This window comes from Mucilaginibacter sp. CAU 1740, from assembly GCF_039839285.1.
Classification (GTDB): domain Bacteria; phylum Bacteroidota; class Bacteroidia; order Sphingobacteriales; family Sphingobacteriaceae; genus Mucilaginibacter.
On record NZ_JBDOQS010000003.1, the window covers coordinates 114,859 to 137,520 of the forward strand.

24 protein-coding genes are annotated in these 22,662 nt (G+C 41.1%); 4 read left to right on the plus strand and 20 right to left on the minus strand.

The window, feature by feature from the left end; translation table 11 throughout:
• Positions 1–61: 61 nt before the first annotated feature.
• The 19 genes from nuoK to AAFN85_RS08085 all read right to left on the minus strand — a co-directional run bounded on the left by nuoK (position 62) and on the right by AAFN85_RS08085 (position 16,071).
• Positions 62–391, minus strand: coding sequence for an NADH-quinone oxidoreductase subunit NuoK (gene nuoK / locus AAFN85_RS07995; RefSeq protein WP_090533902.1), 330 nt, complete (start codon positions 389–391; stop codon positions 62–64).
• The gene (locus AAFN85_RS08000) at positions 391–894 is read right to left on the minus strand and encodes an NADH-quinone oxidoreductase subunit J (RefSeq protein WP_347526595.1); all 504 of its coding nucleotides are present in this window, start codon (positions 892–894) and stop codon (positions 391–393) included. The genes nuoK and AAFN85_RS08000 overlap by 1 nt, the downstream gene beginning before the upstream one ends.
• 57 nt (positions 895–951) lie before the next feature.
• Positions 952–1,449 carry an NADH-quinone oxidoreductase subunit I gene (locus AAFN85_RS08005; RefSeq protein WP_119407691.1) on the minus strand — a complete coding sequence of 166 codons (498 nt, stop codon included), beginning with the start codon at positions 1,447–1,449 and terminating at the stop codon, positions 952–954.
• A gap of 4 nt (positions 1,450–1,453) precedes the next feature.
• Positions 1,454–2,497: an NADH-quinone oxidoreductase subunit NuoH gene (gene nuoH, locus AAFN85_RS08010; protein ID WP_347526596.1), complete on the minus strand. Its 1,044-nt coding sequence runs from the start codon at positions 2,495–2,497 to the stop codon at positions 1,454–1,456.
• Positions 2,497–3,492: a 2Fe-2S iron-sulfur cluster-binding protein gene (locus AAFN85_RS08015; RefSeq protein WP_347526598.1), complete on the minus strand. Its 996-nt coding sequence runs from the start codon at positions 3,490–3,492 to the stop codon at positions 2,497–2,499. Before AAFN85_RS08015 ends, nuoH begins: the two co-directional genes overlap by 1 nt.
• A 141-nt stretch (positions 3,493–3,633) precedes the next feature.
• The gene (nuoF, locus tag AAFN85_RS08020) at positions 3,634–4,989 is read right to left on the minus strand and encodes an NADH-quinone oxidoreductase subunit NuoF (RefSeq protein ID WP_347526599.1); all 1,356 of its coding nucleotides are present in this window, start codon (positions 4,987–4,989) and stop codon (positions 3,634–3,636) included.
• A gap of 3 nt (positions 4,990–4,992) precedes the next feature.
• A complete protein-coding gene (locus AAFN85_RS08025) occupies positions 4,993–5,517 on the minus strand; it encodes an NAD(P)H-dependent oxidoreductase subunit E (protein ID WP_347526600.1) in 525 nt (174 codons plus the stop codon).
• Positions 5,510–6,721, minus strand: coding sequence for an NADH-quinone oxidoreductase subunit D (locus AAFN85_RS08030; RefSeq protein WP_347526601.1), 1,212 nt, complete (start codon positions 6,719–6,721; stop codon positions 5,510–5,512). Before AAFN85_RS08030 ends, AAFN85_RS08025 begins: the two co-directional genes overlap by 8 nt.
• Positions 6,722–6,860: 139 nt before the next feature.
• Positions 6,861–7,364: an NADH-quinone oxidoreductase subunit C gene (locus AAFN85_RS08035; RefSeq protein ID WP_347526603.1), complete on the minus strand. Its 504-nt coding sequence runs from the start codon at positions 7,362–7,364 to the stop codon at positions 6,861–6,863.
• The gene (locus AAFN85_RS08040) at positions 7,364–7,906 is read right to left on the minus strand and encodes an NADH-quinone oxidoreductase subunit B (RefSeq protein WP_119407684.1); all 543 of its coding nucleotides are present in this window, start codon (positions 7,904–7,906) and stop codon (positions 7,364–7,366) included. Before AAFN85_RS08040 ends, AAFN85_RS08035 begins: the two co-directional genes overlap by 1 nt.
• A gap of 124 nt (positions 7,907–8,030) precedes the next feature.
• On the minus strand, positions 8,031–8,402 hold the full coding sequence (locus AAFN85_RS08045) for an NADH-quinone oxidoreductase subunit A (protein ID WP_347526605.1): 372 nt from the start codon (positions 8,400–8,402) through the stop codon (positions 8,031–8,033).
• A gap of 189 nt (positions 8,403–8,591) precedes the next feature.
• Positions 8,592–10,295, minus strand: a complete 1,704-nt coding sequence (locus AAFN85_RS08050; RefSeq protein WP_347526606.1) for a hypothetical protein — start codon at positions 10,293–10,295, stop codon at positions 8,592–8,594.
• Positions 10,296–10,305: 10 nt separating this feature from the next.
• On the minus strand, positions 10,306–11,238 hold the full coding sequence (locus AAFN85_RS08055) for a substrate-binding domain-containing protein (RefSeq protein WP_347526607.1): 933 nt from the start codon (positions 11,236–11,238) through the stop codon (positions 10,306–10,308).
• Between the two features lie 223 nt (positions 11,239–11,461).
• The gene (locus AAFN85_RS08060) at positions 11,462–12,292 is read right to left on the minus strand and encodes a TonB family protein (RefSeq protein ID WP_347526608.1); all 831 of its coding nucleotides are present in this window, start codon (positions 12,290–12,292) and stop codon (positions 11,462–11,464) included.
• A gap of 44 nt (positions 12,293–12,336) precedes the next feature.
• Positions 12,337–12,873, minus strand: coding sequence for a biopolymer transporter ExbD (locus AAFN85_RS08065; RefSeq protein WP_347526609.1), 537 nt, complete (start codon positions 12,871–12,873; stop codon positions 12,337–12,339).
• A gap of 6 nt (positions 12,874–12,879) precedes the next feature.
• Positions 12,880–13,491, minus strand: a complete 612-nt coding sequence (locus AAFN85_RS08070; RefSeq protein ID WP_347526610.1) for a biopolymer transporter ExbD — start codon at positions 13,489–13,491, stop codon at positions 12,880–12,882.
• Between the two features lie 83 nt (positions 13,492–13,574).
• Positions 13,575–14,414, minus strand: coding sequence for a MotA/TolQ/ExbB proton channel family protein (locus AAFN85_RS08075; RefSeq protein WP_347526612.1), 840 nt, complete (start codon positions 14,412–14,414; stop codon positions 13,575–13,577).
• A 428-nt stretch (positions 14,415–14,842) separates the two neighbouring features.
• Positions 14,843–15,178, minus strand: a complete 336-nt coding sequence (locus AAFN85_RS08080; protein ID WP_347526614.1) for a translation initiation factor — start codon at positions 15,176–15,178, stop codon at positions 14,843–14,845.
• A 5-nt stretch (positions 15,179–15,183) separates the two neighbouring features.
• Positions 15,184–16,071 carry a diacylglycerol kinase family protein gene (locus tag AAFN85_RS08085; protein WP_347526615.1) on the minus strand — a complete coding sequence of 296 codons (888 nt, stop codon included), beginning with the start codon at positions 16,069–16,071 and terminating at the stop codon, positions 15,184–15,186.
• Between the two features lie 216 nt (positions 16,072–16,287).
• Here AAFN85_RS08085 and metK point away from each other — a divergent pair, with 216 nt between their 5' ends.
• Together metK and AAFN85_RS08095 are read left to right on the plus strand one after the other, a co-directional pair.
• On the plus strand, positions 16,288–17,538 hold the full coding sequence (gene metK / locus AAFN85_RS08090) for a methionine adenosyltransferase (protein WP_347526617.1): 1,251 nt from the start codon (positions 16,288–16,290) through the stop codon (positions 17,536–17,538).
• Positions 17,539–17,760: 222 nt separating this feature from the next.
• Positions 17,761–18,279: a hypothetical protein gene (locus tag AAFN85_RS08095; RefSeq protein WP_347526619.1), complete on the plus strand. Its 519-nt coding sequence runs from the start codon at positions 17,761–17,763 to the stop codon at positions 18,277–18,279.
• A gap of 254 nt (positions 18,280–18,533) precedes the next feature.
• Here the strand turns inward: AAFN85_RS08095 and AAFN85_RS08100 are convergent, their stop codons facing one another.
• The gene (locus AAFN85_RS08100; RefSeq protein ID WP_347526621.1) at positions 18,534–20,651 is read right to left on the minus strand and encodes a hypothetical protein; all 2,118 of its coding nucleotides are present in this window, start codon (positions 20,649–20,651) and stop codon (positions 18,534–18,536) included.
• 234 nt (positions 20,652–20,885) lie between these two features.
• Between AAFN85_RS08100 and AAFN85_RS08105 the strand changes: the two genes are divergently transcribed.
• Positions 20,886–21,356 (plus strand): hypothetical protein, encoded by a 471-nt coding sequence (locus AAFN85_RS08105; RefSeq protein ID WP_347526623.1) that lies wholly within the window; start codon positions 20,886–20,888, stop codon positions 21,354–21,356.
• Positions 21,357–21,513: 157 nt separating this feature from the next.
• Positions 21,514–22,458, plus strand: coding sequence for a TIGR01212 family radical SAM protein (locus AAFN85_RS08110; protein WP_347526625.1), 945 nt, complete (start codon positions 21,514–21,516; stop codon positions 22,456–22,458).
• Positions 22,459–22,662 lie beyond the last annotated feature (204 nt).

Sequence of the window (22,662 nt, forward strand, 5' to 3'; positions counted from 1 at the left end):
TATCAGGATAACTTGTCAATCCAATTCCGAAATGGAAATTTCGAAATCCGAGATCAAAGTCCTACCATTTCAACCTGTTCAGTACGTTGATGTCTATCGAGTTGGTGTTGCGGTAAATCATTACGATGATAGCCAAACCAACTGCAACTTCGGCAGCGGCCAGCGCCATAATGAAGAATACGAACACCTGCCCGGTTGCATCGCCCCTGTAAACCGAAAAAGCGGTAAGCAAAAGGTTAACCGAGTTAAGCATCAACTCAACCGACATGAAGATCACGATAGCATTACGGCGGATCAATACGCCCATTACGCCTATAGCAAAAATGATGGTGCTTAATAAAATGTAGTGATTAAGCGGCACGGCGTGCATAGTATTTGTTAAACTTTCCATTATGCTGCTTTAGGTTCTTTTTCTTTAGTAGCCAATAACACCGCCCCTACCATTGCCGAAAGCAACAGTACCGACGATACTTCGAAAGGCAGTAAAAACTCATCAAATAATACCTTACCAAGGTTTTTCACCAAACCCAGATCAGGGTTTTGCAACAATACCGGGTTTGATGTACCAACCAGTTTAAGCGATGATGCTACGGCTACAGCTAATATGCCGCCGCCAAACACACCTGCCAGTTTCACCATAAAAGGCTTAACAGGTTCGCTTTCCTTATTCAGGTTGATGAGCATCAGTGTGTACAGGAACAGTACCAGGATGGCACCCATGTAAACAATGAAATTTACAATCGCCAAAAATTGCGCGTTAAGCAAAATGTAGTGAATGGTGAAAGTAAAAAAGGTAAGGATCAGATAAAGGATACTATGTACCGGATTTTTGGCCGAGATCACCAATATCGAAAAGAATATGGACAAAAATGCGATGAAGTAAAATGTACTCATGTTTTTATTTACAAAATACCTTTACCCTGTTAGGCAAGGCAAAGGTATAAAACTTCTTTATTGATTTAAGGGCGCCTCTACTAATTTGTCTTTACCGTAAATGAAATCTTTACGCAGGTAATCGGCAGGTACAATATCCCCGTCAAGGTAAATAGCTTCTTTAGGGCAGGCCTCTTCGCATAAACCGCAAAAAATGCAACGCAGCATGTTAATTTCATACACAGCGGCATATTTCTCTTCGCGGTATAAATGCTCTTCACCTTTCTGGCGCTCGGCGGCAGTCATGGTAATAGCTTCGGCAGGGCATGATAAAGCGCACAGGCCGCAGGCGGTACAACGCTCTTTACCATTCTCATCGCGTTTAAGCGAGTGCATGCCACGGAAGTTTTCAGAAAACTCACGTTTTTCTTCCGGGTAAGCGATAGTTACCGGCTTTTTGAAAAAGTGTTTCATGGTGGTTGATAAACCGCCCACAATAGCCGGCAGGTAAGCGCGCTCTAAAAAGTTGAGTGGCTTAACTTCCAGTACTTTTCTTTTATTACTTAATGGTTCCATTTAATTAATATCCAAAGTGTGTAAGTAATGTGCTGCCCACGCCGGTAAGCACTATGTTGGCAATGGCTAATGGTATTAAAATTTTCCAACCCAGATCCATCAACTGGTCATAACGGAAACGAGGGATTGTCCAGCGTACCCACATGAAGAAGAAGATAGAGAAGAATATTTTTCCGAATAATACAACTACACCAATGATAGCTGCAGGGTTAGCACCCAGACTTGCCGCAACATTATCCATAAACGGATAGTTGTAACCGCCCCAGTAAAGGGTAGCCATTACTGCCGATGAAATGAACATGTTGATATACTCGGCAAACAGGTAAAAACCTAATTTCATTGATGAGTACTCGGTATGGTAACCGCCTACAAGCTCGGTTTCGCACTCAGGTAAGTCGAATGGTGAGCGGTTGGTTTCGGCAAAAGCGCATACCAAAAACAGGATAAATCCAAGTGGCTGACGCCATACGTTCCAATGAAAACCATGTTGTTGCTCTGCAATTTCTTTCAGGGACAACGTACCGGTAAGCATTAACAGGGCGATGATAGATAAGCCCATCGAAATTTCGTAGCTGATATTTTGCGATGCAGCACGGATAGCACCTAATAACGAGTATTTATTGTTAGATGCCCAGCCACCTATCATAATGCCATAAACACCTAATGATACCACACCAAAAATGTACAATACACCTACGTTGATATCGGTAACCTGTAAGTTAAAAGTGTTACCGCCGATAGTTATTGCCGAACCCCATGGAATAACAGCAGAACCAATACAGGCAGTTAAAATAGCCAGCGAAGGGCCTACAATGAACAGAAAGCCTGTTGCGTTAGTAGGGATGATCTCTTCTTTCAAAAACATCTTACCACCATCGGCCAGAGGCTGTAAAATACCCCAGGGACCGGCACGGTTAGGGCCTATCCTATCCTGGAAAAACGCGGCTACTTTACGCTCGGCATAAGTTGAGTACATAGCAACAACCAGGCTGATAGCGAAGATCACTACGATCAATACGATACTGAATATTAATTGTGGCGTTTCCATTATAAGCGGGTCTCCCTTTCAAATTGTTCTTTATTAGCCTCGATCAATACCGGGTTGGTTTTAACAACCGGCAGCGGTGTAAACTCATAATGATTAGAGCTGATCACTGATTGATGAGATACTTTGCGTGGGCCTTCAATTACCCAATCGGCAGTTTTCTTTTTGTCGAAACGGCAGGTGTTGCAGATAAACTCTTCAACCTCGCCATAAACATCTTTACGGCCGGTTACCCTGATCACGTCTTCACCTTTGTACCATAAGGTAACTTTACCACAGCATTTATCGCAATCGCGGTGTGCCTCAACCGGTTTGGTGAACCATACACGGTTTTTAAAGCGGAAAGTTTTATCGGTTAAAGCGCCTACAGGGCAAACATCAATCACGTTACCCGAAAAATCGTTATCAACAGCTTTGCTGATATAGGTTGAAATTTCAGAATGATCGCCCCTGTTCAGGATACCGTGTAAACGGGTATTGGTGATCTGATCGGCAGTGAAAACACAACGGTAGCAAAGGATGCAACGGGTCATGTGTAACTGGATCTTATCACCGATATCAATTTTCTCGAATGTACGACGATCGAACTCATAACGGGTTTTGGCAGCGCCGTGCTCAAAGCCCAGATCCTGCAGGTGGCACTCGCCGGCCTGGTCACACACAGGGCAATCAAGCGGGTGGTTGATCAGCAACATCTCTACTACACCTTTACGGGCCTCAACAACCTCGGGCGAAGTGATATTTTGCACCTCCATCCCATCCATAACACCGGTACGGCATGAAGCCACCAGCTTAGGCATTGGGCGAGGGTCTTTTTCAGATCCTTTGGTAACCTTAACCAAACAGGTACGGCATTTACCGCCACTACCTGCCAGTTTAGAGTAATAGCACATAGCAGGCGGAACAATATCGCCACCTATCTGCCTTGCGGCATTTAGGATGCTTGTTCCGGGTTCTACATCAACGGTTATTCCGTCTATTGTTACTTTCATTGACATTTAATAATAACGTCGTTTGTTAATTTCTAAAATCTCTGTTTTTAAACCGAAGTTCAAAAACCTCCGTCGTTGCTAATCCAATTGCAAATTCGCCCTGTATAGTTGGGGATTGCTTCGTACCTCGCAATGACGCTTTATTATTTACGCAGTCTCCACAACTTTCAACGGATCAGCATAGTGTGCTATACCGTAGTTTCTTGAAGTTGCTTCGCTCGCGTTAGTTACATGCCACTCAAACTCATCCCTGAAGTGGCGGATAGCACTGGCCACCGGCCAGGCCGCAGCATCACCCAGCGGACAAATCGTATTTCCTTCAATTTTTTTAGATACATCAACCAGCAGGTCCATATCGCTCATTTTGCCATGGCCATACTCTAAGCGATGTAATACTTTCTCCATCCAACCAGTACCCTCACGGCAAGGCGAACATTGTCCGCAGCTTTCGTGGTGATAAAAACGGGCGAAGTTCCAGGTATTCCTCACAATACAGGCGTCCTCATCATAAGCGATGAAACCACCCGAACCCAGCATGGTACCGCTTACGAAACCACCGTCAGACAGTGACTCGTAGCTCATTAAACGGGCTTCGTTATTGATAGTTTTCAGGATGAGGTTAGCAGGCAAAATTGGCACTGATGATCCACCGGCAACAACTGCTTTCAGGCGTTTACCATTGGCAATACCACCGCAATACTCGTCCGAATACAAAAACTCTTCAACCGGTAAACCCAGTTCGATTTCGTAAACACCCGGTTTTTTCAGGTTACCACCAGCCGAGATCAGTTTTGTACCTGTGCTCCTGCCGATACCTATTTTAGCATACTCGTCGCCACCTTCATTAATGATAGGCACAACAGCAGCAATAGATTCTACGTTGTTAACCACTGTAGGGCAACCATACAAACCAGCGATAGCCGGGAATGGCGGTTTGATACGCGGGTTACCACGTTTACCTTCCAATGACTCTAATAAAGCGGTTTCTTCTCCGCAGATATAAGCACCACCACCTGGTTGAACGTAAAGTTCCAGATCGTAACCGGTACCCAATATGTTTTTACCTAAAAAGCCTTTTGCTTTCGCTTCCGCGATGGCACGCTCCAGGATCCTTACCTGCGGCATCATCTCGCCACGCAAGTAGATGTATGATGTATTTGCACCAAGCGCAAAGCTCGATACGATCATCCCCTCAATTAGCAAGTGAGGGATATAGGTCATCAAATAACGATCTTTAAAAGTTCCCGGTTCCGATTCGTCACCATTACAAACCAGGTAACGTGCAACACCTTCCGGCTTAGCCAAAAAGCTCCACTTCATACCTGTAGGGAAACCCGCACCGCCACGACCACGTAAGCCCGACTTTTTAACCTCCTCAACAATTTCTTCAGGGGTCATTTTCAATGCCTTCTCAACAGAAGAATAGCCACCTTTTGAGCGGTAAACATCAAATGTATTGATGCCGGGTACGTTTATATGTTCTAAAAGTAATTTCCGTCCCATAGCTTAATTCTTAGCTTTCGCTTTTAAATCACCAATCAGTTTATCTACCGACTCGTTGGTCAGGTTTTCATAAAAAGTGTACTCAGGGCCAATTTGCAGTACCGGGCCAAAGCCGCAGGCTGCAAGGCACTCCACCCCTCTCCAGCTAAATAAGCCGTCGGGAGTAACTTCACCTTCTTTTACACCAAGTGTTTCTTCAATATGATCCATGATCTTTTCGGCACCTACCAGGCAGCAGCCGCTTGTACGGCAAACTTCCAGTACGTACTTGCCTTGCGGGCGTAAAAAGTACATGGTGTAAAAAGTAGCAACCTCATATACCTCGATAGGCAGGATGCTTAAATATTCGGCAACCTTATCCATTGCAGGGGCACTCACCCAGCCAAACTCGGCCTGTACCAGGTGAAGGATAGGCAATAAGCCCGATTTTTGTTTTCCCTGCGGATAACGGCTAACTATCTCATCAAATTTGCTGATCAGTTCCGGCGAAAATTCAACCGGCTCCTGTGCTTCGTCAACTCTAAGCATCTAACTCTCCGGCTATAATGTTTAAACTACTCATGTTAATAATAGCATCTGATAATAACATACCGCGGCTCATTGGTGCATACATCTGGTAATTGATGAAACTTGGCCTGCGGAAATGCAAACGGTACGGTGAACGTCCACCATCATTAACCAGGTAGAAACCCAGCTCGCCGTTTGCGCCCTCAACCGAATGATAAACTTCAGTAGTTGGGGTTGGAATTTCACCCATCACAATTTTAAAGTGATAGATCAAAGCTTCCATGTTGTTATATACTTCCTCTTTTGGAGGCAGGTAAAATTCAGGTACATCAGCGTGGAAAATAGTGCTGTCCTCTTTATCAAGCTTGGCCAACGCCTGCTCAATAATCCTCATGCTTTGCCACATTTCTTCATTACGAACCAAAAAGCGGCTGTAAACGTCGCCTGTATCACCTACGGGTACTTCAAATTCAAAGTCTTCGTATGATGAGTATGGGTTCATCGCCCTTACGTCGTAATCTACACCTGTTGCGCGTAAGATCGGGCCTGTCCAGCTGTAGCTTAACGCTGTTTCGGCTGTTACCTCTGCTACACCGCGGGTACGGTCCACAAAGATCCTGTTACGGTTAAACAGTGTTTCAAACTCTTTAAGGGTTTTAGGGAAATTCTTTAAAAATGCGCGCAGCTTATCAAAAGCTTTGCTGTTAAAGTTACGCTCAAAACCGCCTATCCTACCGATGTTGGTTGTAAGACGTGAACCGCAAACTTCTTCATAGATCTCATAAATAGCCTCACGGTGCTCCATCATATACAAGAAGCCTGTGAAAGCGCCGGTATCTACACCCAATACACCATTACAAACAATGTGATCGGCAATACGGGCCAACTCCATTACAATTACACGCAGGTAATCGACACGTTTTGGAGTTTGAATATTTAAAAGCTTTTCAACCGTCATGTGCCAGCCCATGTTATTGATGGGCGATGAGCAGTAGTTTAAACGATCGGTAAGTGGGGTGATCTGGTAAAATGGCCTGTGTTCGGCAATTTTCTCGAAGGCACGGTGTATATAACCAATGGTTGATACGCCGCTAACAATACGCTCGCCATCCAGTTGGAGCACATTTTGGAACACACCATGCGTTGCCGGGTGTGTTGGCCCCAGGTTTAGGGTTGATAGTTCGCTTTGCGGATCGTTATCTGTAAATACAGGATGGTTTTGCATCAGTATTGTTTTTAGAGTCAGGAACTTTTAGAGTCAGGAGCCAAGAGATCAAGAGTCAAGACGGGAATTTGTCTTACTTCCTCTCTCTTATTTTCTATCTCTTACTTCTTGTTTCTCATTTTCTTGTTTCTATAATATACTATCTTCCGAAATAGAAGTCTTTCTTATCAACACGGTTAGGGTCTTCCAACGGAAACTCCTTACGCATCGGGAAAGCGGTCATATCATCTACGTTCAAAATACGGCGCAGATCTGGGTGACCATCAAATATTACCCCGAAAAAATCATAGGTTTCACGTTCCATCCAGTTGGCACCATCCCAAAGCACAGTAGCACTCGGAATATGCACATCACCATCAGTCAAAAACACTTTTACCCGGATGCGGGTATTGGTAGTAAGACTGTGCAGGTGATAAATAACCCCTATCTGTTTTTCCTGTTCAGGATAGTGGATAGCTGTAATATCTGTAAGGAAAGTGAATTTTAATTCAACGTCTGTTTTCAGGAAAGTTAACAGGTCGATGATCTGCTCGCGGCCGGTTTCAACTGTTAGTAGCTCGTATGGCTCACCAACAACGGTTACCTGGGTATCAAATTTATCGGCAATCGCCTTAATCAGTTGTTCGTTAGGGATCTTAGCCATTATTGGATTCCGTATTTAGCTAATAATGCCTGGTATTTAGGTTCGCTCCTTCTGCGTAGCGTTTCCGTTTTTACCAGTTCCTGAATATTCATAAAACCATCTATAATTGCTTCGGGGCGCGGAGGGCAACCTGGTACGTAAACATCTACCGGGATAACCTCATCAATACCCTGCAATACTGAGTAAGTATCAAATATACCACCGCTTGACGCGCAGGCACCAACGGCTATAACCCAACGGGGCTCGGCCATTTGCAGATAAACCTGACGCAGTACAGGGGCCATCTTTTTTGAGATAGTACCCATAACCATCAGCAAGTCGGCCTGGCGTGGCGAAAAGCTCAGCCTTTCAGCACCAAAACGCGAAAGATCATAGTGGGAAGCCATAGTGGCCATAAATTCGATACCGCAGCATGAAGTGGCAAAAGGCAAAGGCCACAGTGAATTTGAGCGTGCTATACCTATTGCTTTATCAAGCGAGGTAGCAAAAAACCCGGCGCCTTCAACTCCGGCAGGGGCATCAACTAATTGAATATCACTCATTGAACTATATTGATAGAGAAATCATCATTCGCAAAGCGCAAATAACGAGAGCAAATTTACAATAATAACGATGTAAAAGGTACACAATGGCCTTACGGGGGCTATATTTAGAATCGTTCTAAACTTAATCCCAATCCAGCGCGCCCTTCTTTATTACGTAGATAAAGCCTAATAAAAGGGTAGCCATGAAGATGAACATTTCAACAAGGCCGGTAGTACCTAATGCCTTAAAGTTTACAGCCCATGGATACATAAAAATAACCTCCACGTCAAACAGCACAAACAAGATAGCTACAAGGAAATATTTAATGGAGATTGGTGTACGGGCGTTACCTACTACTTCAATACCCGATTCGAAAGGGGTTAGTTTATCTTTAGTTTTACGTTTAGGGCCTATTTTGTGGGTAACAAACATGGTTGTTACAACAAAGCCTAACGCCACCAACATCTGAAATATGATGGGCAAATAATTAACTGGTAAACTGTGTGCTTCCATGCCGCAAATATACTAATGGATTAATAATAAAAAAGTATGTTTTGTGAGGTTATCAATCATTTCTCTTATTAATTATTAATCTTAATAGGCAATTGTACCGATTGGACAATTCTTGCTAAAACAGGATAGATATAAAACGTAAAAGGCCTCCCTATCCGGGAAGCCTTTTATTATACATTATACTTTCAATTACTTGCCTTTACCACCGCCGCTTTTGCGTTGGAAGTAGTTTAAAGCTTGTCTGTTTGTAGGATCGTTTTCACGTGCCTTAGTATAGTTTTCTGAAGCTTTAGCATCATCTTTCTCTTTAAACTCATAATAAGTACCTAAGTAAGCATATGCTTCGGCCAAATCTTTTTTGGCCCTTTCATCCGGAGCACCTTTAGCTACTGTAAGTTCAATGAATTTTTCGTAGAATGGTTTTGCTAAACCTTTAATGTTGTTACGGTCCGGTTCTTTGTAGTCATTTACATAAGCACGGAACTGGTATGCTGCAGCAACGTTAGGGCTTTTCTGGTTGATATAGCTAAATGCCGAATCAGCTTTAGTTAACAACGCGGTATCAGGTTTGCCACCTTTTATCTGACCTTGATAGCCGAAAAAGTAGCTTAAGCCTTCGCGCAGGTAATCATTCAAGGTTACGCTACGGCCACCTTTTAAAGTTACTTGCCTGTAAGCATCGCCAGCCTCAACATATTTCTTTTTACCATAATATGCTTTGGCAATTTCACCATAAACATCAACTTGGGTGCTATCAAGCTCTAAAGCTTTTTTCAAGGTGTTGATACCTACTGAATCCTGACCTGAAGCTAATTGCAAACGACCTTGGTACAGGTAATCGCGAGGGATGATACGTTTTGGATCAGCTTTTTGGAACCAGGTATTGATAGCAGTGATACCTGTAGGGTAATCCTTGTTTTCGTAAGCTGAATAAGCGATGTAGCGATAAACCCTTGCATTTGTGCTTGCTGATTTTGAAAGATCAGTTGCTACCTGTTGCAAAGTTTTATAATCACCGGCAAGGATCAAGAAATCCGCATAACGCATTTGCGACTCTACTGACTGATCTGTTAAGCTCAGGTATTGTTTGTAATGATCAACAGCTTCTTTGATTTTAGCTGACGCCATTTTAGGATCAGTTAATGACCAACGAAGATCTGTTTCAGCCCACTCACGGTAAGCAGGACCATAGTTAGGATTGATAGCCAAAGCATCTTTATATTGCTGCTCCGAACCATCAAAGTTATTGGCAAATTTGTACAATACACCTGTAGCAACTTTAGCTGCTGGGTTTTTAGGATCAAGTGCCGAAGCGTCTGAGTAGTTTGAGTAAGCTTCGTTACTTTTTAATACCGAACGGTAAGCATCACCTAAAGCGATAAGCAGGTCAACATCTTTCGCGTTGATGGCTTTACCTTTAGTTAATACAGCAATAGCAGCGTCTGCATCAGCAGGAGCAACTTTTTTATCTGCAGTTGTTGGTAACAGGTACGATAAACCTACATAAGTGTAAGCTTTGGTATCTTTTCCTGCCAACGTAGTAGCCTGGTTAAAATTTGTAGTAGCGCCAGCGTTATCTTTATCCAAACGGGCTACTGCACCTAAGCCTGCATAGTTTAAAGCTGATTTTGGGTTGGCGGCTATACCTTTATTGAAAACAACTTTCGCTGAATCTGAATAGTCCTGTTTAATGTACACCCAGCCTAAATAGAAAAAGTTTTCGTCTTTAGTTGGTTGGGTAGTAGTAAGGGTTTTGAGCATCGACTCTGCTTTTTGATATTGTTCGGCGTCAATAGCTTTTTTGGCGTCGGCAAGACTCTGCGCAAAAACTGATGATGAACCTAAAAATACCAGTCCTAATGAAGCCGTAGCTATTTTACTGATCACTTTCATCTTTATTTAGTTATAGTTTACTTTTTAAATATACTTCTCTCGGGGGGATAGAATCAGGCAATAAACCCGATTTTAAAATGATCCTCTGTCCGCGATCGTTCGCCAAAAAGTTGGTGAACCCTGCACCCAGGCCCGATTTATTTGTATTATTGATCATGTACAATCCCCTGCTTAAAGGGTACTGTTTTAAGACCATAGTTTCTTGCGAAGGTTTAAAATACTGATCAGGAAAGGCCTTATTAGCCTCATCCCTAACCCCAACAATATTTACCTTATCTACATAAGGCGCGTAATCTTTATCAGGGTCATCAAGCCAGGCAAAACCTACAATACCTATGGCATCTGTATGTTCGCTAACATACTTAATAACGTCTTTGTTTGATTTAAGCGCGTAGATATTTTTCTCCTTCAATTGCTGGTTGCCCGAAAAATCTTTCAAATACCTTACCAGGCTCGAATTTGGATTATCAAAAACAATTGTTTTGTTCTGAGTCTCCTGCCCGTTAAGCATCTTTTTAAGAGCACCCACGGTTATGGTAGTATCAACAGACGCTTTGTTTACAATAAGAGTAACAGCATCTGTTGCAAAGCGTACCACCTCGGGTATCAGTCCATATTTTTTAAGGATATCCTTTTCGGCCGGTTTCAAATCCCTTGATAGTACCGCTACACGCACACTATCATTGAGCAGCATGTTCACAGCTTCATTCTCGGTTTTATAAAGCATGTTGATATGCGCATCGGGATTGAGGCTTTCAAATACATATTGCTCCTGACTTATGATGGGAGAAAATGAATCATCAACCACAAAGGTTACCTTGCCCGATTTATATGTATCGTTAGAAATGTGCTTATCTTTTTTTCGTTCACATGACTGGAGCGCTACGCCCACTGCAAGTACAAAAAAAACATAAAATGAAATAGCGCTATTCTTCACCAACATATTGATCTTTCTTAAATAATCTTGAAAACCGAAGGATGGCATATCCTATCACAAATAACCCAAAAAGAATTCGCTGGTAGTGTTCCAGCTGTATGGGAAGGGCGTCCCAAAACATAATCATGATGCCTAAAGCTATAAAACAAACTAAGGCACAAGCTCCTAAAATAAGCGAAAACCGCCTTTGGGGCGATTTTCGCTTTGAATTATAATTAAAATGCATTGTTTACTCTTCAGATGCTAAAGTAAAGCTGATTGGAACGCTGTACTGTACACGAACCGGACGACCGTTCTGAATACCAGGTTTCCATTTTGGTGAATTTTTCAATACACGAATAGCTTCCTCATCGCAACCGCTACCAATACCACGTACAACTTTGATATCGGTTAACGAGCCATCACGTTCCACAACGAAGGTACAAATTACACGACCTTGTACGTTGTTTTCGCGGGCTACGGCCGGATACCTGATGTTTTTACTTAAGTAAGCACCAAATTTTTCCAAACCGCCTGCAAACTCTGGAACCTGCTCAACCGATGTAAAGATCTGGTTAGGGTCGGCTTCAACAACTTGCTTAACGTCTGAGTTACCTACCGGCTCATCAATCCTGATGTCGGCGTTAGGGTCACCCTTTTGGTCTTTCTGGCCTGGATCCGCAACCGCAAGTTCTTTTACAGTTGGTGGATCTTTTTCTTTAACCTCGTTATCCGGTTTTACAATCGGAGGAGGGAAACGTACCTGGTCAACCTTCGGTTTTGGTGGTTCCGGAGGTGGCGGAGGTGGTTTCTTGGTTTGATCTACGGGAGGAGGAGGCAACAGCACCACGTCTGTTATCTTCACTTTCTCCGGTGCTTTAGGAATGAGACCTTTTAGTTTGTTAATAATAGTTGGCAATGAAATGATGAAAACAAATAATGCTACTGCGATCATCAATGCCCTAAGCGTGTTTTTTGAGTTATCTCTTCTTAACTCATAAGCACCGTAGTTTTTATTGCGGCTATTAAAAACAACGTCGATCCATTCTTGCTTAAGTATGTCTAATTTTGATCCTAACATCTTTTAGGCTTTAATGGTTAATTAACGTTATTTAATATAAAATATTATTGGTAAAGACCGTCTCTTTTCAAGATCTCAACTTCGGCCGGGAATATATCAACTATAGCGTAAACCTGTACTCCGGTGATGTTTATCTCATCTAATACAGAAACCACGTTTTTATAGTTTGATTTATCACTTGGCTTAATCAAAACGATCATAGGTTTGCCGGTAGCAGTCATAATGTCCTTGCCTTTTTCAACAAGTAACTTACGCAGGCCATCTTTACCATAATTATCCACAGTTGGAGCTGATTTTCCTGCTTCACCAAGGTACCATTCAAATTTATCGTTGCTACCTAATAACAACGTTAATGATGATGATGCTTTTACAGCCAGCTGGTCTTTTGTTTTTTCATCCTTATCAGGCATATTCAAGTCCATCGCTTTTGGCTTGGACAATGTTGTTGTCATGATAAAGAATGTGATCAGCAAGAAAGCCAAATCCACCATCGCGGTTAAATCGATACGGGTTGATTGCTTTTTACTTCTAACCTTCCCGCCTTTGTGTTTGCCTCCCCCGGAGGTATCTAATTCTGCCATGATTTCTTATTTTTTACCACCACTAACTGCGGTGATCAAACTGAATTTATTAACTTTTTGCTTTTGCAAAATATTGATCACGTCCTTTATAACCGGGTATGCTTCTTTGTTATCGCCTTTAATAGCTATACGCATTTGCACCTGGTGCAGCGCTACGGTAGCTTTACGGGCTTCACGGATCCAGTTAAACAACTCGTTGCTTACAGAATCGCGGGGAATACCTGGTTGGGTAAACTTTTTCTGGTCTTCAACTGATAAAGCCAGAAACTGTTTTAACTGATTCATTGGCACGCCAAATGAAGCGGTGGTCGTAAATCTTTTAATCTCTTCAGGAGTGAACGTTGTTTTATAAATTTCACCCATCTGGGTTAACGTAGCCCTGCGAAGATCAGTGCCTTCAATTCCGAAGAAAGCTTTGTCTTTACCTACAGAGATAGTAGCAAAGTTTTCGTCAGGAACGGGCTGCTGGATAGAAGATTTCGGCACATCGATCGGAACCGGTTCTTCGGTTCTTGGCTTTGCCGTTAATATAAAGAAAGTTAACAGCAGGAACGCCACGTCGCACATGGCGGTCATGTCAATTGCTGTACTCTTCCTTGGAACTTTTACCTTTGCCATTTTTATCTCTTTTTAAAATATATAGTGTTATAAGCTATTAATCATCCGGCCCTAAAATTGAGGCCGGAAACCACTAATATATTTTACCTGCTGTTTTTGTGTGAAGCAGCGAATGTTTGAACGATGCTGAAACCAGTTTCGTCGATAGCGTAAGTCAATTTATCAATTTTCGAAGTAAATACGTTGTACATGATAATTGAGATAGCTGAAGTACTGATACCTAATGCAGTGTTGATCAAGGCTTCTGAAATGTGAGCAGAAAGTTCGCTTGGGTTTGGAGCACCTGCAGCAGCAAGAGTTGAGAACGCACCGATCATACCGATTACTGTACCTAACAAACCGGTTAATGTACCGATAGATACCAGGGTAGCAATGATAGTAAGGTTTTGCTCAAGCATTGGCATTTCTAAAGCTGTAGCTTCTTCGATGTCTTTTTGGATAGCCAAAGTTTTTTGATCTACGTCAAGGTTTGGTTCAGCTTCCATTTCGCTGTATTTTTTAAGAGCCGATTTGATAACGTTAGCAACAGAACCTTTTTGTTTGTCGCACTCAGCAGAAGCTGCAGAGATGTTACCAGAGTTTAAAGCAGCTTGAACTTTTCTAACGAAAGCGTCAACACTACCTGAACCAGAAGCTTTGCTGATAACAACAAAACGCTCGATAGAGAAAACGATCACCATTAATAAAAATGACATGATCAGAGGTACAATTACACCACCCTTGTGTACAGTTCCGAAGATATCGGCTGGGTTACCTTTTTCAACATCACCACCAGCGAAGTGGCTTGGGTCACCTAAAATGAAAATGAATATACATACAGATACAGCGATACAAATTGGAATAGTCAAAGAAGCAAACATGCCCGATGCACTTGAGCTTTCTTTCTTAACAGGAGTAGTTGGTTTTGTTGGTGCGTTTGCCATTACTTTTGAATTTTTAGTTTTTGTTTTTGTTTATTTTATAAGTTAGTTAAAATGCGCTGTTAGTTGGGAATAACAAAAATAGAATTTTATTGAATTAAAAAAACCATTTATGTTATTCTTTACAATTTTTTAATACAGAATATCATTCTGTATCGGGTTGGTGTTTATTAACGCAACATTACAAATTTATTGTGTGTTGCCAACACAATTATTTGCAATGAAAACCATTTTTTTTAAAAATAGCAAGTGATAACACATAAAATTTATGTTACCAAGCCAAAATTGTATCGTTTTTTAAAAAGTTGGTAATAAAGCTACGATACATTTAACTCAGCCGTAAGGTTTGTAACGCTGAGTTGCATTTTTTGTTTAGGATACATTTATTTTAGCGACGGCCTTAAACAAAAGTTTATAAATTTTAGATATGGTTAGCCGCCTGCTTTTTTAGCCTTGTAACCATCTGTTTGGAGTAAAGTTAAAATTTTATCCCGGAAATCGCCCTGTATCAATATTTCGCCGTCTTTTGCCGAGCCGCCTACGCCGCATTTGGTTTTTAGTTTTTTACCAAGGCTTTCCAGATCAGCATCGGTACCTATAAAACCGGTAATACGGGTTACCAGTTTACTGCCGCCTTTACGATCAAGGTATATTTTCAAATTTTGCTGCTGCGGCGGTAATGTTTGAGCCTCCCCTCCCCCATCTTCCTGGTAGTGAAAATCAGGGTCGGTTGAGTAAACTACGCCTGTAAAGTTTTTTTTAGCCATGCCAATCAGTTTTTATATTGTGAACCAACTATAACTTTTAATGAATTGGGCAATATATTGATATCTACCCCGGTACCCGCCATTTGCGGTTCGCCATCCAGGTGAATGGGGCCGGTATGTTCTCGTTTTATAATAATTTGCTTTCCACGGATGATCTTTACGTATTTTGAGCTTTCGGTAGCTTTTAATATCATTCGCATACTCATTTCCGGAAACCTCCATAAGGGGAAGGGTTTGATCACGCAAACATCCAGCAAACCATCCTGCAAACTGGCCTTTGGCGAAATATGCACATTATTACCATATTGGGATGAATTGGCTATGCTGAGCATAAATGCTTTGTAATCATATTTATTACCATCGATATCTAAATGATAGTTTTGAGCCTCATAACCCATCACCTCTTTAATAGATGATTTAATATAGCTGATAAAGCCCCTTTTTTTACCATGCGAAAAGATCTCGCTGATATGGGCATCAAAGCCCATGCCTGCCATATTAAAAAAAGCCTGTCCGTTTATCCTCGCCGAATCGATCAGTTCTACCCTACCCGAGGCCAGGTTTTTAATAGCTTCTTTGGTATCCATGGGGATGCCCAAAAACCTCGCGAGGCCATTTCCTGATCCAAACGGCACAATGCCTAACGATGTTTCGGTACCTACAATGGCCGATGCTACCTCGTTCACTGTACCATCGCCGCCAACGGCCACTACTGTATCAAATTTACCTATCGCTTCACCAGCAATAACGCGTGCGTGGGCTACCCCATCGCTAAATGCTATAACCGGCTCAAGCACACCGGCATCAATTGTTTCACTGATCAGTTCAGGTACCCCGTCCTTCTTCTTCCCGCCCGAAATTGGGTTAATTATAAATAACGCTTTCCGTTTCAACTATATATCTTATTTCAATCGTCAAAAGTAAATGTATTTCCGGCTTTATGAAATTTGTTTTATTTTTACCGCCCGAATGTGGACTGATTTAATGTTCCCGAATACCCGGAACCGGATTGCAACCACGTAAAAAAGTGCTAAAACCATGCTTCTCTTTTACACCGATCCGCGCATAAACCCTTCCGCATCTAACTTAATATTACTTATTTAAAATTTATGTCATATTTATTTACTTCAGAGTCCGTATCAGAAGGTCACCCGGATAAAGTAGCTGATCAGATCTCGGACGCGCTGATTGATCATTTTTTAGCATTTGATGCCGAATCGAAAGTTGCCTGCGAAACGCTGGTAACCACAGGCCAGGTTATTTTAGCCGGCGAAGTAAAATCAAAAGCCTATTTAGATGTACAGAAAATTGCCCGTGAGGTAATTAACAAAATTGGGTACACTAAAGGCGAATATATGTTTGATGGCAGCTCGTGCGGGGTGCTATCGGCCATTCACGAGCAATCGCCCGATATTAACCAGGGTGTTGACCGTAAAGCAAAAGAAGAACAAGGTGCCGGCGACCAGGGCATGATGTTTGGTTACGCTACTGTTGAAACCGACAACTACATGCCTTTAGCGCTTGATATCGCTCACGCCTTATTAATTGAGCTTGCAGCTATCCGCCGCGAAAACAACGAGATCAAATATTTACGTCCTGACGCAAAATCGCAGGTTACTTTAGAGTATAGCGACGATAACAAACCACAACGCATCGACGCCATCGTGATCTCGACCCAGCACGATGATTTTGACGAAGAGCAAGCCATGCTGGCCAAGATCAGTGCCGATATCATCAGCATCCTGATCCCTCGTGTTAAAGCTAAATATCCTAAATACGCGCACTTCTTTAACGATAATATTAAGTATCACATCAACCCAACCGGTAAATTTGTTATCGGCGGGCCACATGGCGATACCGGCTTAACAGGCCGTAAAATTATTGTTGATACTTATGGTGGTAAAGGTGCACACGGTGGTGGTGCATTCTCTGGTAAAGATCCATCAAAGGTTGACCGCTCGGCTGCTTATGCTACCCGTCACATTGCTAAAAACCTGGTTGCTGCCGGTTTGTGCGATGAGGTATTGGTACAAGTATCATACGCTATAGGCGTTGCACAGCCAATGGGTATTTATGTAAACACTTACGGTACTGCCAAAATTGATTTGCACGATGGCGAGATAGCTAAAAAAGTAGAAGGCATTTTCAACATGACCCCATACGCTATCGAAACCCGCTTTAAACTGCGTAACCCTATTTACAGCGAAACCGCTGCTTACGGTCACTTCGGCCGCCCTAACGAAACCGTTACCAAAACATTTGTTGGTCACGATGGCGGCAAACTTGAGCGCGAAGTTGAATTGTTTACCTGGGAAAAACTTGACTATGTTGACCAGGTGAAAGCAGCCTTCGGGTTATAATATTTACACCATATATAATATAATAGGTATAGCAATAGCGACGGGGCAACCTGTCGCTATTGTTGTTTAAAGGCTTTTGCCGGTGACTGCTTCTCTCCACACCATATTCCCAACAGGAATATCAATGTGTTACTTTAACACAATCTTGTTACCCTACCTACTTTTTAATTCAAGTAATAAATACATACATTTATCGCATAATAAAACCTTCACAATTTTTTAATGCACGCTAACACCCGTAATGCCATTATTGCCATTATTTATTTTGCCGTTTCCGGGTTAGTTACCGCCTGGTTTATTGGGCAAAAGTTTGGCTACCTGGCCTCGCCGCTCACCATCCTGTTTTCAAATTTTGTATCGGTATTTAAATGGGCTGCAATAGTTGTAGCGGCCATATTGCTACTTGAAGGCAATAAGTGGGAATTTATAAGGCGGATAGGCTTTGCTTGCTTTATGGGTACCTGTATGCTGCTCAGTATTTTTATTACCCGCCGCCTCCACATTGATAGCTGGCAACAATTCACCTACCCTGTATTTTTGGCTTTATTTGTTATGACGGTATTATGCTACGCCGCTGTGTACCGAACCGGGCTATCCATTAAATGGTTTCTTGGCTGGATAATTTGCCTAATTATAGGCATTGTATTGCAAACCCAGGTTGTACTTGGATTACACCCCTCACTTGTAACAAATACGGTGTCTCAATTTTTCGTTTGTCCGGAAGAAGGTAAGAACTCCTAACCTATTGTTTAATAATGGCAACTATGTTAAACATCTGCTTACTTACAACCAGCTGGGGCTCCGAACTGATAGTTTAGGTAAAGGTTCAGCCAAAGATAAATCGAGGATAGGGTGGTGTGAATTTATCTGTTGTTCCGGTGGTTACGGGCATAAAAAATGTATTTTATTTATTGCTTATTCGCTAATTAGGAAGAGTTGCCATATAGACGTCAGCAATAGGTTTGCGGACAATTTACAAAGGTCTATTTGAAAAGCTATTTTATTTTCTTATAACATTTAGGATTAATATCAAGACTATCTGTATTTATTTTATAATAAAAATCATACAGTTTTCTATCAACTTCGTAATCTTCAAAAATCGAATCTTCGACAAATAAATCAAATGTCACTTTAGTAACTTTTGAGAAATCAATGGGTAAGTTTTCTTGCTTTATAATTTCGATTAACTTCAAAAACACATCGTCAATATCTTCTAAAAACAATCCTCCAGAAGACACATTTGAATTAAAAAATGGCAACTCGTTAATTGTATCCACAAGAACCTGCAACAAATTAAAACTAATATTTCTCTTTGAAATGTACGCTATTATGTTCACAAGAAATTTAGAATTAGGATAGAGCCAATTAAGAACCTTATATCCATACGAAAACTTAAAGTCATTGGGAGAACTAAACCAGCCAATCAAAGGCATAGTGATTCTGAAATTTGAATCCGATTTGTTATTAATTATTTCGATTAAATCATTAAGTTCATTGTATTGCAATGATTCAATATCGCTTATCGCCTTATCTACTATATCAACATATACATCGGATTCATCATTATCTATCTTTCTTGGCAAATAAATTGGTTGTATCAATGATGGAGTGCCAATCTTTGTCGGCTCCAAAAATCTAAAATATTTTAGTTCATGCGTAAAATCGATTATCTGCTTTGACAATCTTAATATAATTTTTACCTGATGAGAATATTTATTAAAAAAATCTGGTGATTCATCATTGTCGTATAGCACAAACGATTCATTCTTCCATTTATCAAGTATATGTTTTGAAATTTTATAATATTGATAATTTGTGAGTAACTGCTTAGAAAAGTGAAAGAAAAATAGTGGTTGGAAATGAATTTCTTCGTTTTCTAAATCTCCGATTGTTTTCACCTCAAATTTTCCGCCTTTGTTAATCATTGGTATTGGCCACTCTTCTATAGTAACAATATCAATTAAATCATATACTGGAATTCGATTGAAATATATTAATTGAGCAATGGCATAAAGCCGATCTGCAATAGATTTGTCATTGATTTCCCTCTCATATTCAGCTTTAATGTATTTAAGATACTGATTCCAGAGCTTTCTTCCCCAATTATCATATCTATCAATAAATTCAGTTCTTGAAAGATCCAAAGATTTGAGCCCCTGTTTGCTAAAATTCATCACAATTTGATTTAATACATCATTGCAACCGCGAAGTTGTTGATCACAATAATTTTTCAGATCAATTAATGATGAATAAACATCGCTATCTTCAGTATCACCATCTACTTGAATTATCCTACCATCCTGATATGTACTAAATGTGACAGAATTAATTGAACGGTGCTTCTGCCATTCCATATATGAGCGACTATTTTTGGGAGCAACGAATTTCCAAATTAGATATGGAGTTCGGTCTTGACTTATGTCTAATAAATCAATCAATCTTACATAAACAGCTAAGGCTTTTAAATTGACGACTTCGCCAGATACCGAATAATTAGTCGGATATAGTACGTTATCCTCTATGCTTTTAAACTCTAGCCAATGTCCCTCACAAGTTTTAGCAGTGGCCTCTCCAAGGCCTCGATTAATGTTTTTAAAATAATTTCTTATACGCTGTCCACTACGAATTGCATGCGTATTTCTTACGTATTCTTGCCAATCAAATAATGATATGTTATCAGATTTTGATTTATTTAGGCCGTCAATATAGTTTTCAAATTCAGACTCTTCATTATGCAACAATGCATAATCACCTTTAGAAAAGCCGCTTCTCAAATTACCTGTTTGAATATATTCTTTTTCAACCTCTGATACAGCCATTCCCCAATCGTGTCCATATAATGACAATGATAAAATCAGCAATTCAGATGAATTGAGGTTATTAATCAATTTCTCGCCTAATAATTCATCCGCAACATAAAACAGTCTATTTAAATGATAATCAACATCATGTGGCGTGTACTCGGGAAACAATAAACTAATGAACCTAACTTCTTTACTTATTAAATCAGCAAATTGACTTAGTACCTGTAAATAATCTAAAGTAGCACTACTATTTTTCTCATTTTTCTTTAATGCTTTAATAATCTTCGAGTCAGGTAAATTTTTTATCATAAATTAACTATTGTTCAAGATTCAGATATTGTTATTTATTAAAAACTTCTAATGTGTAATTTTTTTTTATAATAATAAAATAATAGAGAGAATCCCTGCTCCAACAAGCAAATTCACTACTTAGCATGGTTATCACAAGGCACAGCCTTGCGGTAGCTCAAAAGTCCTAATCCGCTTCAAATTCTCAACTTTTCTCACTATCTTCACACAAAATTTAATCTCTTATCACAAAAAATGAAAAAAGTCCTGCTCATGTGCGCAGCCGCACTGGTTATTTTTGGTTGCGGTAGTAAAAGCAATAACCCAACTCCTACAAACAAGCCTGATTACAAATCCCTTATAATAGGCAAATGGGTAAACGAAAAAGATACAATTTACGAGTATACCAACAATAAACTGACCCACACTACTGTAGTAAAAATCATTGCTAATACTTATGTAGAATATAAAGCTGACGGAACAGGGGCTGATCATTGGACTTACCTCATTCCATTTACGTATACCATAACAGATAAAACCGTTAGTTATAAAATACCTCCAATTCACGATAATGGCAGTACTTATCCTGCAAGTGAGTATAGTGAAGAAATTAAAATGCTTAACGGAACACAATTTGTAACACGTTATGAAAACGTAGACACCGATCAGCAAGGCAACGTATATAAAGAAGTTGAAATGGACTACTATACCAAACTTACTAATTAAACTACAGTCAAAACATAAACAAAAAGCCCCATGCGTTGGCATAGGACTTTTTATTTGACACTGGTTTTAAAATCAATTTATGTTGTGCTAGTTCCAAAATATCAGCCTCGCCAAAAATCACTATCTTTGCACCCTTACAGGCGAAATTAAAGTAACAGTGGAGCAGCAAATAACAACAACCTGGGAAAAAGGCTATAACAACTACGGGCCCTGGCTTAAAGAAAAATACAAAGGCCATCGCGTTTTTAAAGTAATTGTTGATGGCGGCTTTACCTGCCCCAATCGCGATGGATCAAAAGGTTATGGTGGTTGTACTTATTGCAATGTTGATTCGTTTACCCCATCGGTTAGCAGGAATGCCCCTACTGTTCGCCAGCAGGTTGAAGAAGGCATGGAGCGCGCACGCAAAGGCAACAAGGCCGATAAGTTTATCATTTACTTTCAGCCCAATACCAATACCTACGCCCCGGCGCATTACCTTAAAATGATGTACGACGAGGCGCTGAGCTACGGCACCGAAGATATTGTTGGCCTATCGGTAGGTACCCGCCCCGATTGTATCGACGCCGAAAAGATAGCCCTGCTTGAAAGCTATACCGACCGTTTTGATGTAGACCTGGAAATGGGCATGGAAAGTATCTATAACGATACCCTCAATCAGATCAACCGCGGCTGTAGCCACGAAGAGTTGATAAAAGCCCTTAAACTTGTTGAGAACTCCAAACTGGATATCTGCGTGCATACCATTTTCGGCTTCCCCTGGGAAACTAAAGAAATGATGCTGAAATATGCCGACGAAATAAACCGTTTCCCGCAAATAAAATTTGTAAAATTCCACCACCTGCACATTGTTGAAGGCTCGGTGATGGGCGTTAAATACAAACGCGAACCTTTCCACCTGTTCAGCATTGAAGAGTATGCCGACTTTTTGTGCGAGTTGCTTCCGCTTGTCCGTCCGGATATCGTGATCCAGCGCCTATTTGGCTTAAGTGATCGTGAACTGCTTATCGCACCTAACTGGGGTTTGAAAAAATCTGAGATCCAGTATTTTATTGATCAAAGGATTTTGAGCAAGGGCGTGGTGCAGGGGAGCGCGCTGTAAAGCATCTCTAAAACAAGTCATTGCGAGTAGGCAAAAGCCGAGGCCTCTGAAGGATATATGACATTAAGCGGGATGGCCTGTCATCCTGAGCTTGTCGAAGGTTCGCGCGTAAAGGCCCTGCCCACCATGCTTCGACAAGCTCAGCATGACACCCTTTTTTAATCAGCCTGTGGTCGGTGTTTTCACCATACCACACGACTTACG

Excerpts from the sequence above, each read along its gene's own strand:
- nuoK (WP_090533902.1), bottom strand. The coding sequence starts at position 391 with ATGGAAAGTTTAACAAATACTATGCACGCCGTGCCGCTTAATCACTAC.
- AAFN85_RS08000 (WP_347526595.1), bottom strand. The coding sequence starts at position 894 with ATGAGTACATTTTACTTCATCGCATTTTTGTCCATATTCTTTTCGATA.
- AAFN85_RS08005 (WP_119407691.1), bottom strand. The coding sequence starts at position 1,449 with ATGGAACCATTAAGTAATAAAAGAAAAGTACTGGAAGTTAAGCCACTC.
- nuoH (WP_347526596.1), bottom strand. The coding sequence starts at position 2,497 with ATGGAAACGCCACAATTAATATTCAGTATCGTATTGATCGTAGTGATC.
- AAFN85_RS08015 (WP_347526598.1), bottom strand. The coding sequence starts at position 3,492 with ATGTCAATGAAAGTAACAATAGACGGAATAACCGTTGATGTAGAACCC.
- nuoF (WP_347526599.1), bottom strand. The coding sequence starts at position 4,989 with ATGGGACGGAAATTACTTTTAGAACATATAAACGTACCCGGCATCAAT.
- AAFN85_RS08025 (WP_347526600.1), bottom strand. The coding sequence starts at position 5,517 with ATGCTTAGAGTTGACGAAGCACAGGAGCCGGTTGAATTTTCGCCGGAA.
- AAFN85_RS08030 (WP_347526601.1), bottom strand. The coding sequence starts at position 6,721 with ATGCAAAACCATCCTGTATTTACAGATAACGATCCGCAAAGCGAACTA.
- AAFN85_RS08035 (WP_347526603.1), bottom strand. The coding sequence starts at position 7,364 with ATGGCTAAGATCCCTAACGAACAACTGATTAAGGCGATTGCCGATAAA.
- AAFN85_RS08040 (WP_119407684.1), bottom strand. The coding sequence starts at position 7,906 with ATGAGTGATATTCAATTAGTTGATGCCCCTGCCGGAGTTGAAGGCGCC.
- AAFN85_RS08045 (WP_347526605.1), bottom strand. The coding sequence starts at position 8,402 with ATGGAAGCACACAGTTTACCAGTTAATTATTTGCCCATCATATTTCAG.
- AAFN85_RS08050 (WP_347526606.1), bottom strand. The coding sequence starts at position 10,295 with ATGAAAGTGATCAGTAAAATAGCTACGGCTTCATTAGGACTGGTATTT.
- AAFN85_RS08055 (WP_347526607.1), bottom strand. The coding sequence starts at position 11,238 with ATGTTGGTGAAGAATAGCGCTATTTCATTTTATGTTTTTTTTGTACTT.
- AAFN85_RS08060 (WP_347526608.1), bottom strand. The coding sequence starts at position 12,292 with ATGTTAGGATCAAAATTAGACATACTTAAGCAAGAATGGATCGACGTT.
- AAFN85_RS08065 (WP_347526609.1), bottom strand. The coding sequence starts at position 12,873 with ATGGCAGAATTAGATACCTCCGGGGGAGGCAAACACAAAGGCGGGAAG.
- AAFN85_RS08070 (WP_347526610.1), bottom strand. The coding sequence starts at position 13,491 with ATGGCAAAGGTAAAAGTTCCAAGGAAGAGTACAGCAATTGACATGACC.
- AAFN85_RS08075 (WP_347526612.1), bottom strand. The coding sequence starts at position 14,414 with ATGGCAAACGCACCAACAAAACCAACTACTCCTGTTAAGAAAGAAAGC.
- AAFN85_RS08080 (WP_347526614.1), bottom strand. The coding sequence starts at position 15,178 with ATGGCTAAAAAAAACTTTACAGGCGTAGTTTACTCAACCGACCCTGAT.
- metK (WP_347526617.1), top strand. The coding sequence starts at position 16,288 with ATGTCATATTTATTTACTTCAGAGTCCGTATCAGAAGGTCACCCGGAT.
- AAFN85_RS08095 (WP_347526619.1), top strand. The coding sequence starts at position 17,761 with ATGCACGCTAACACCCGTAATGCCATTATTGCCATTATTTATTTTGCC.
- AAFN85_RS08100 (WP_347526621.1), bottom strand. The coding sequence starts at position 20,651 with ATGATAAAAAATTTACCTGACTCGAAGATTATTAAAGCATTAAAGAAA.
- AAFN85_RS08105 (WP_347526623.1), top strand. The coding sequence starts at position 20,886 with ATGAAAAAAGTCCTGCTCATGTGCGCAGCCGCACTGGTTATTTTTGGT.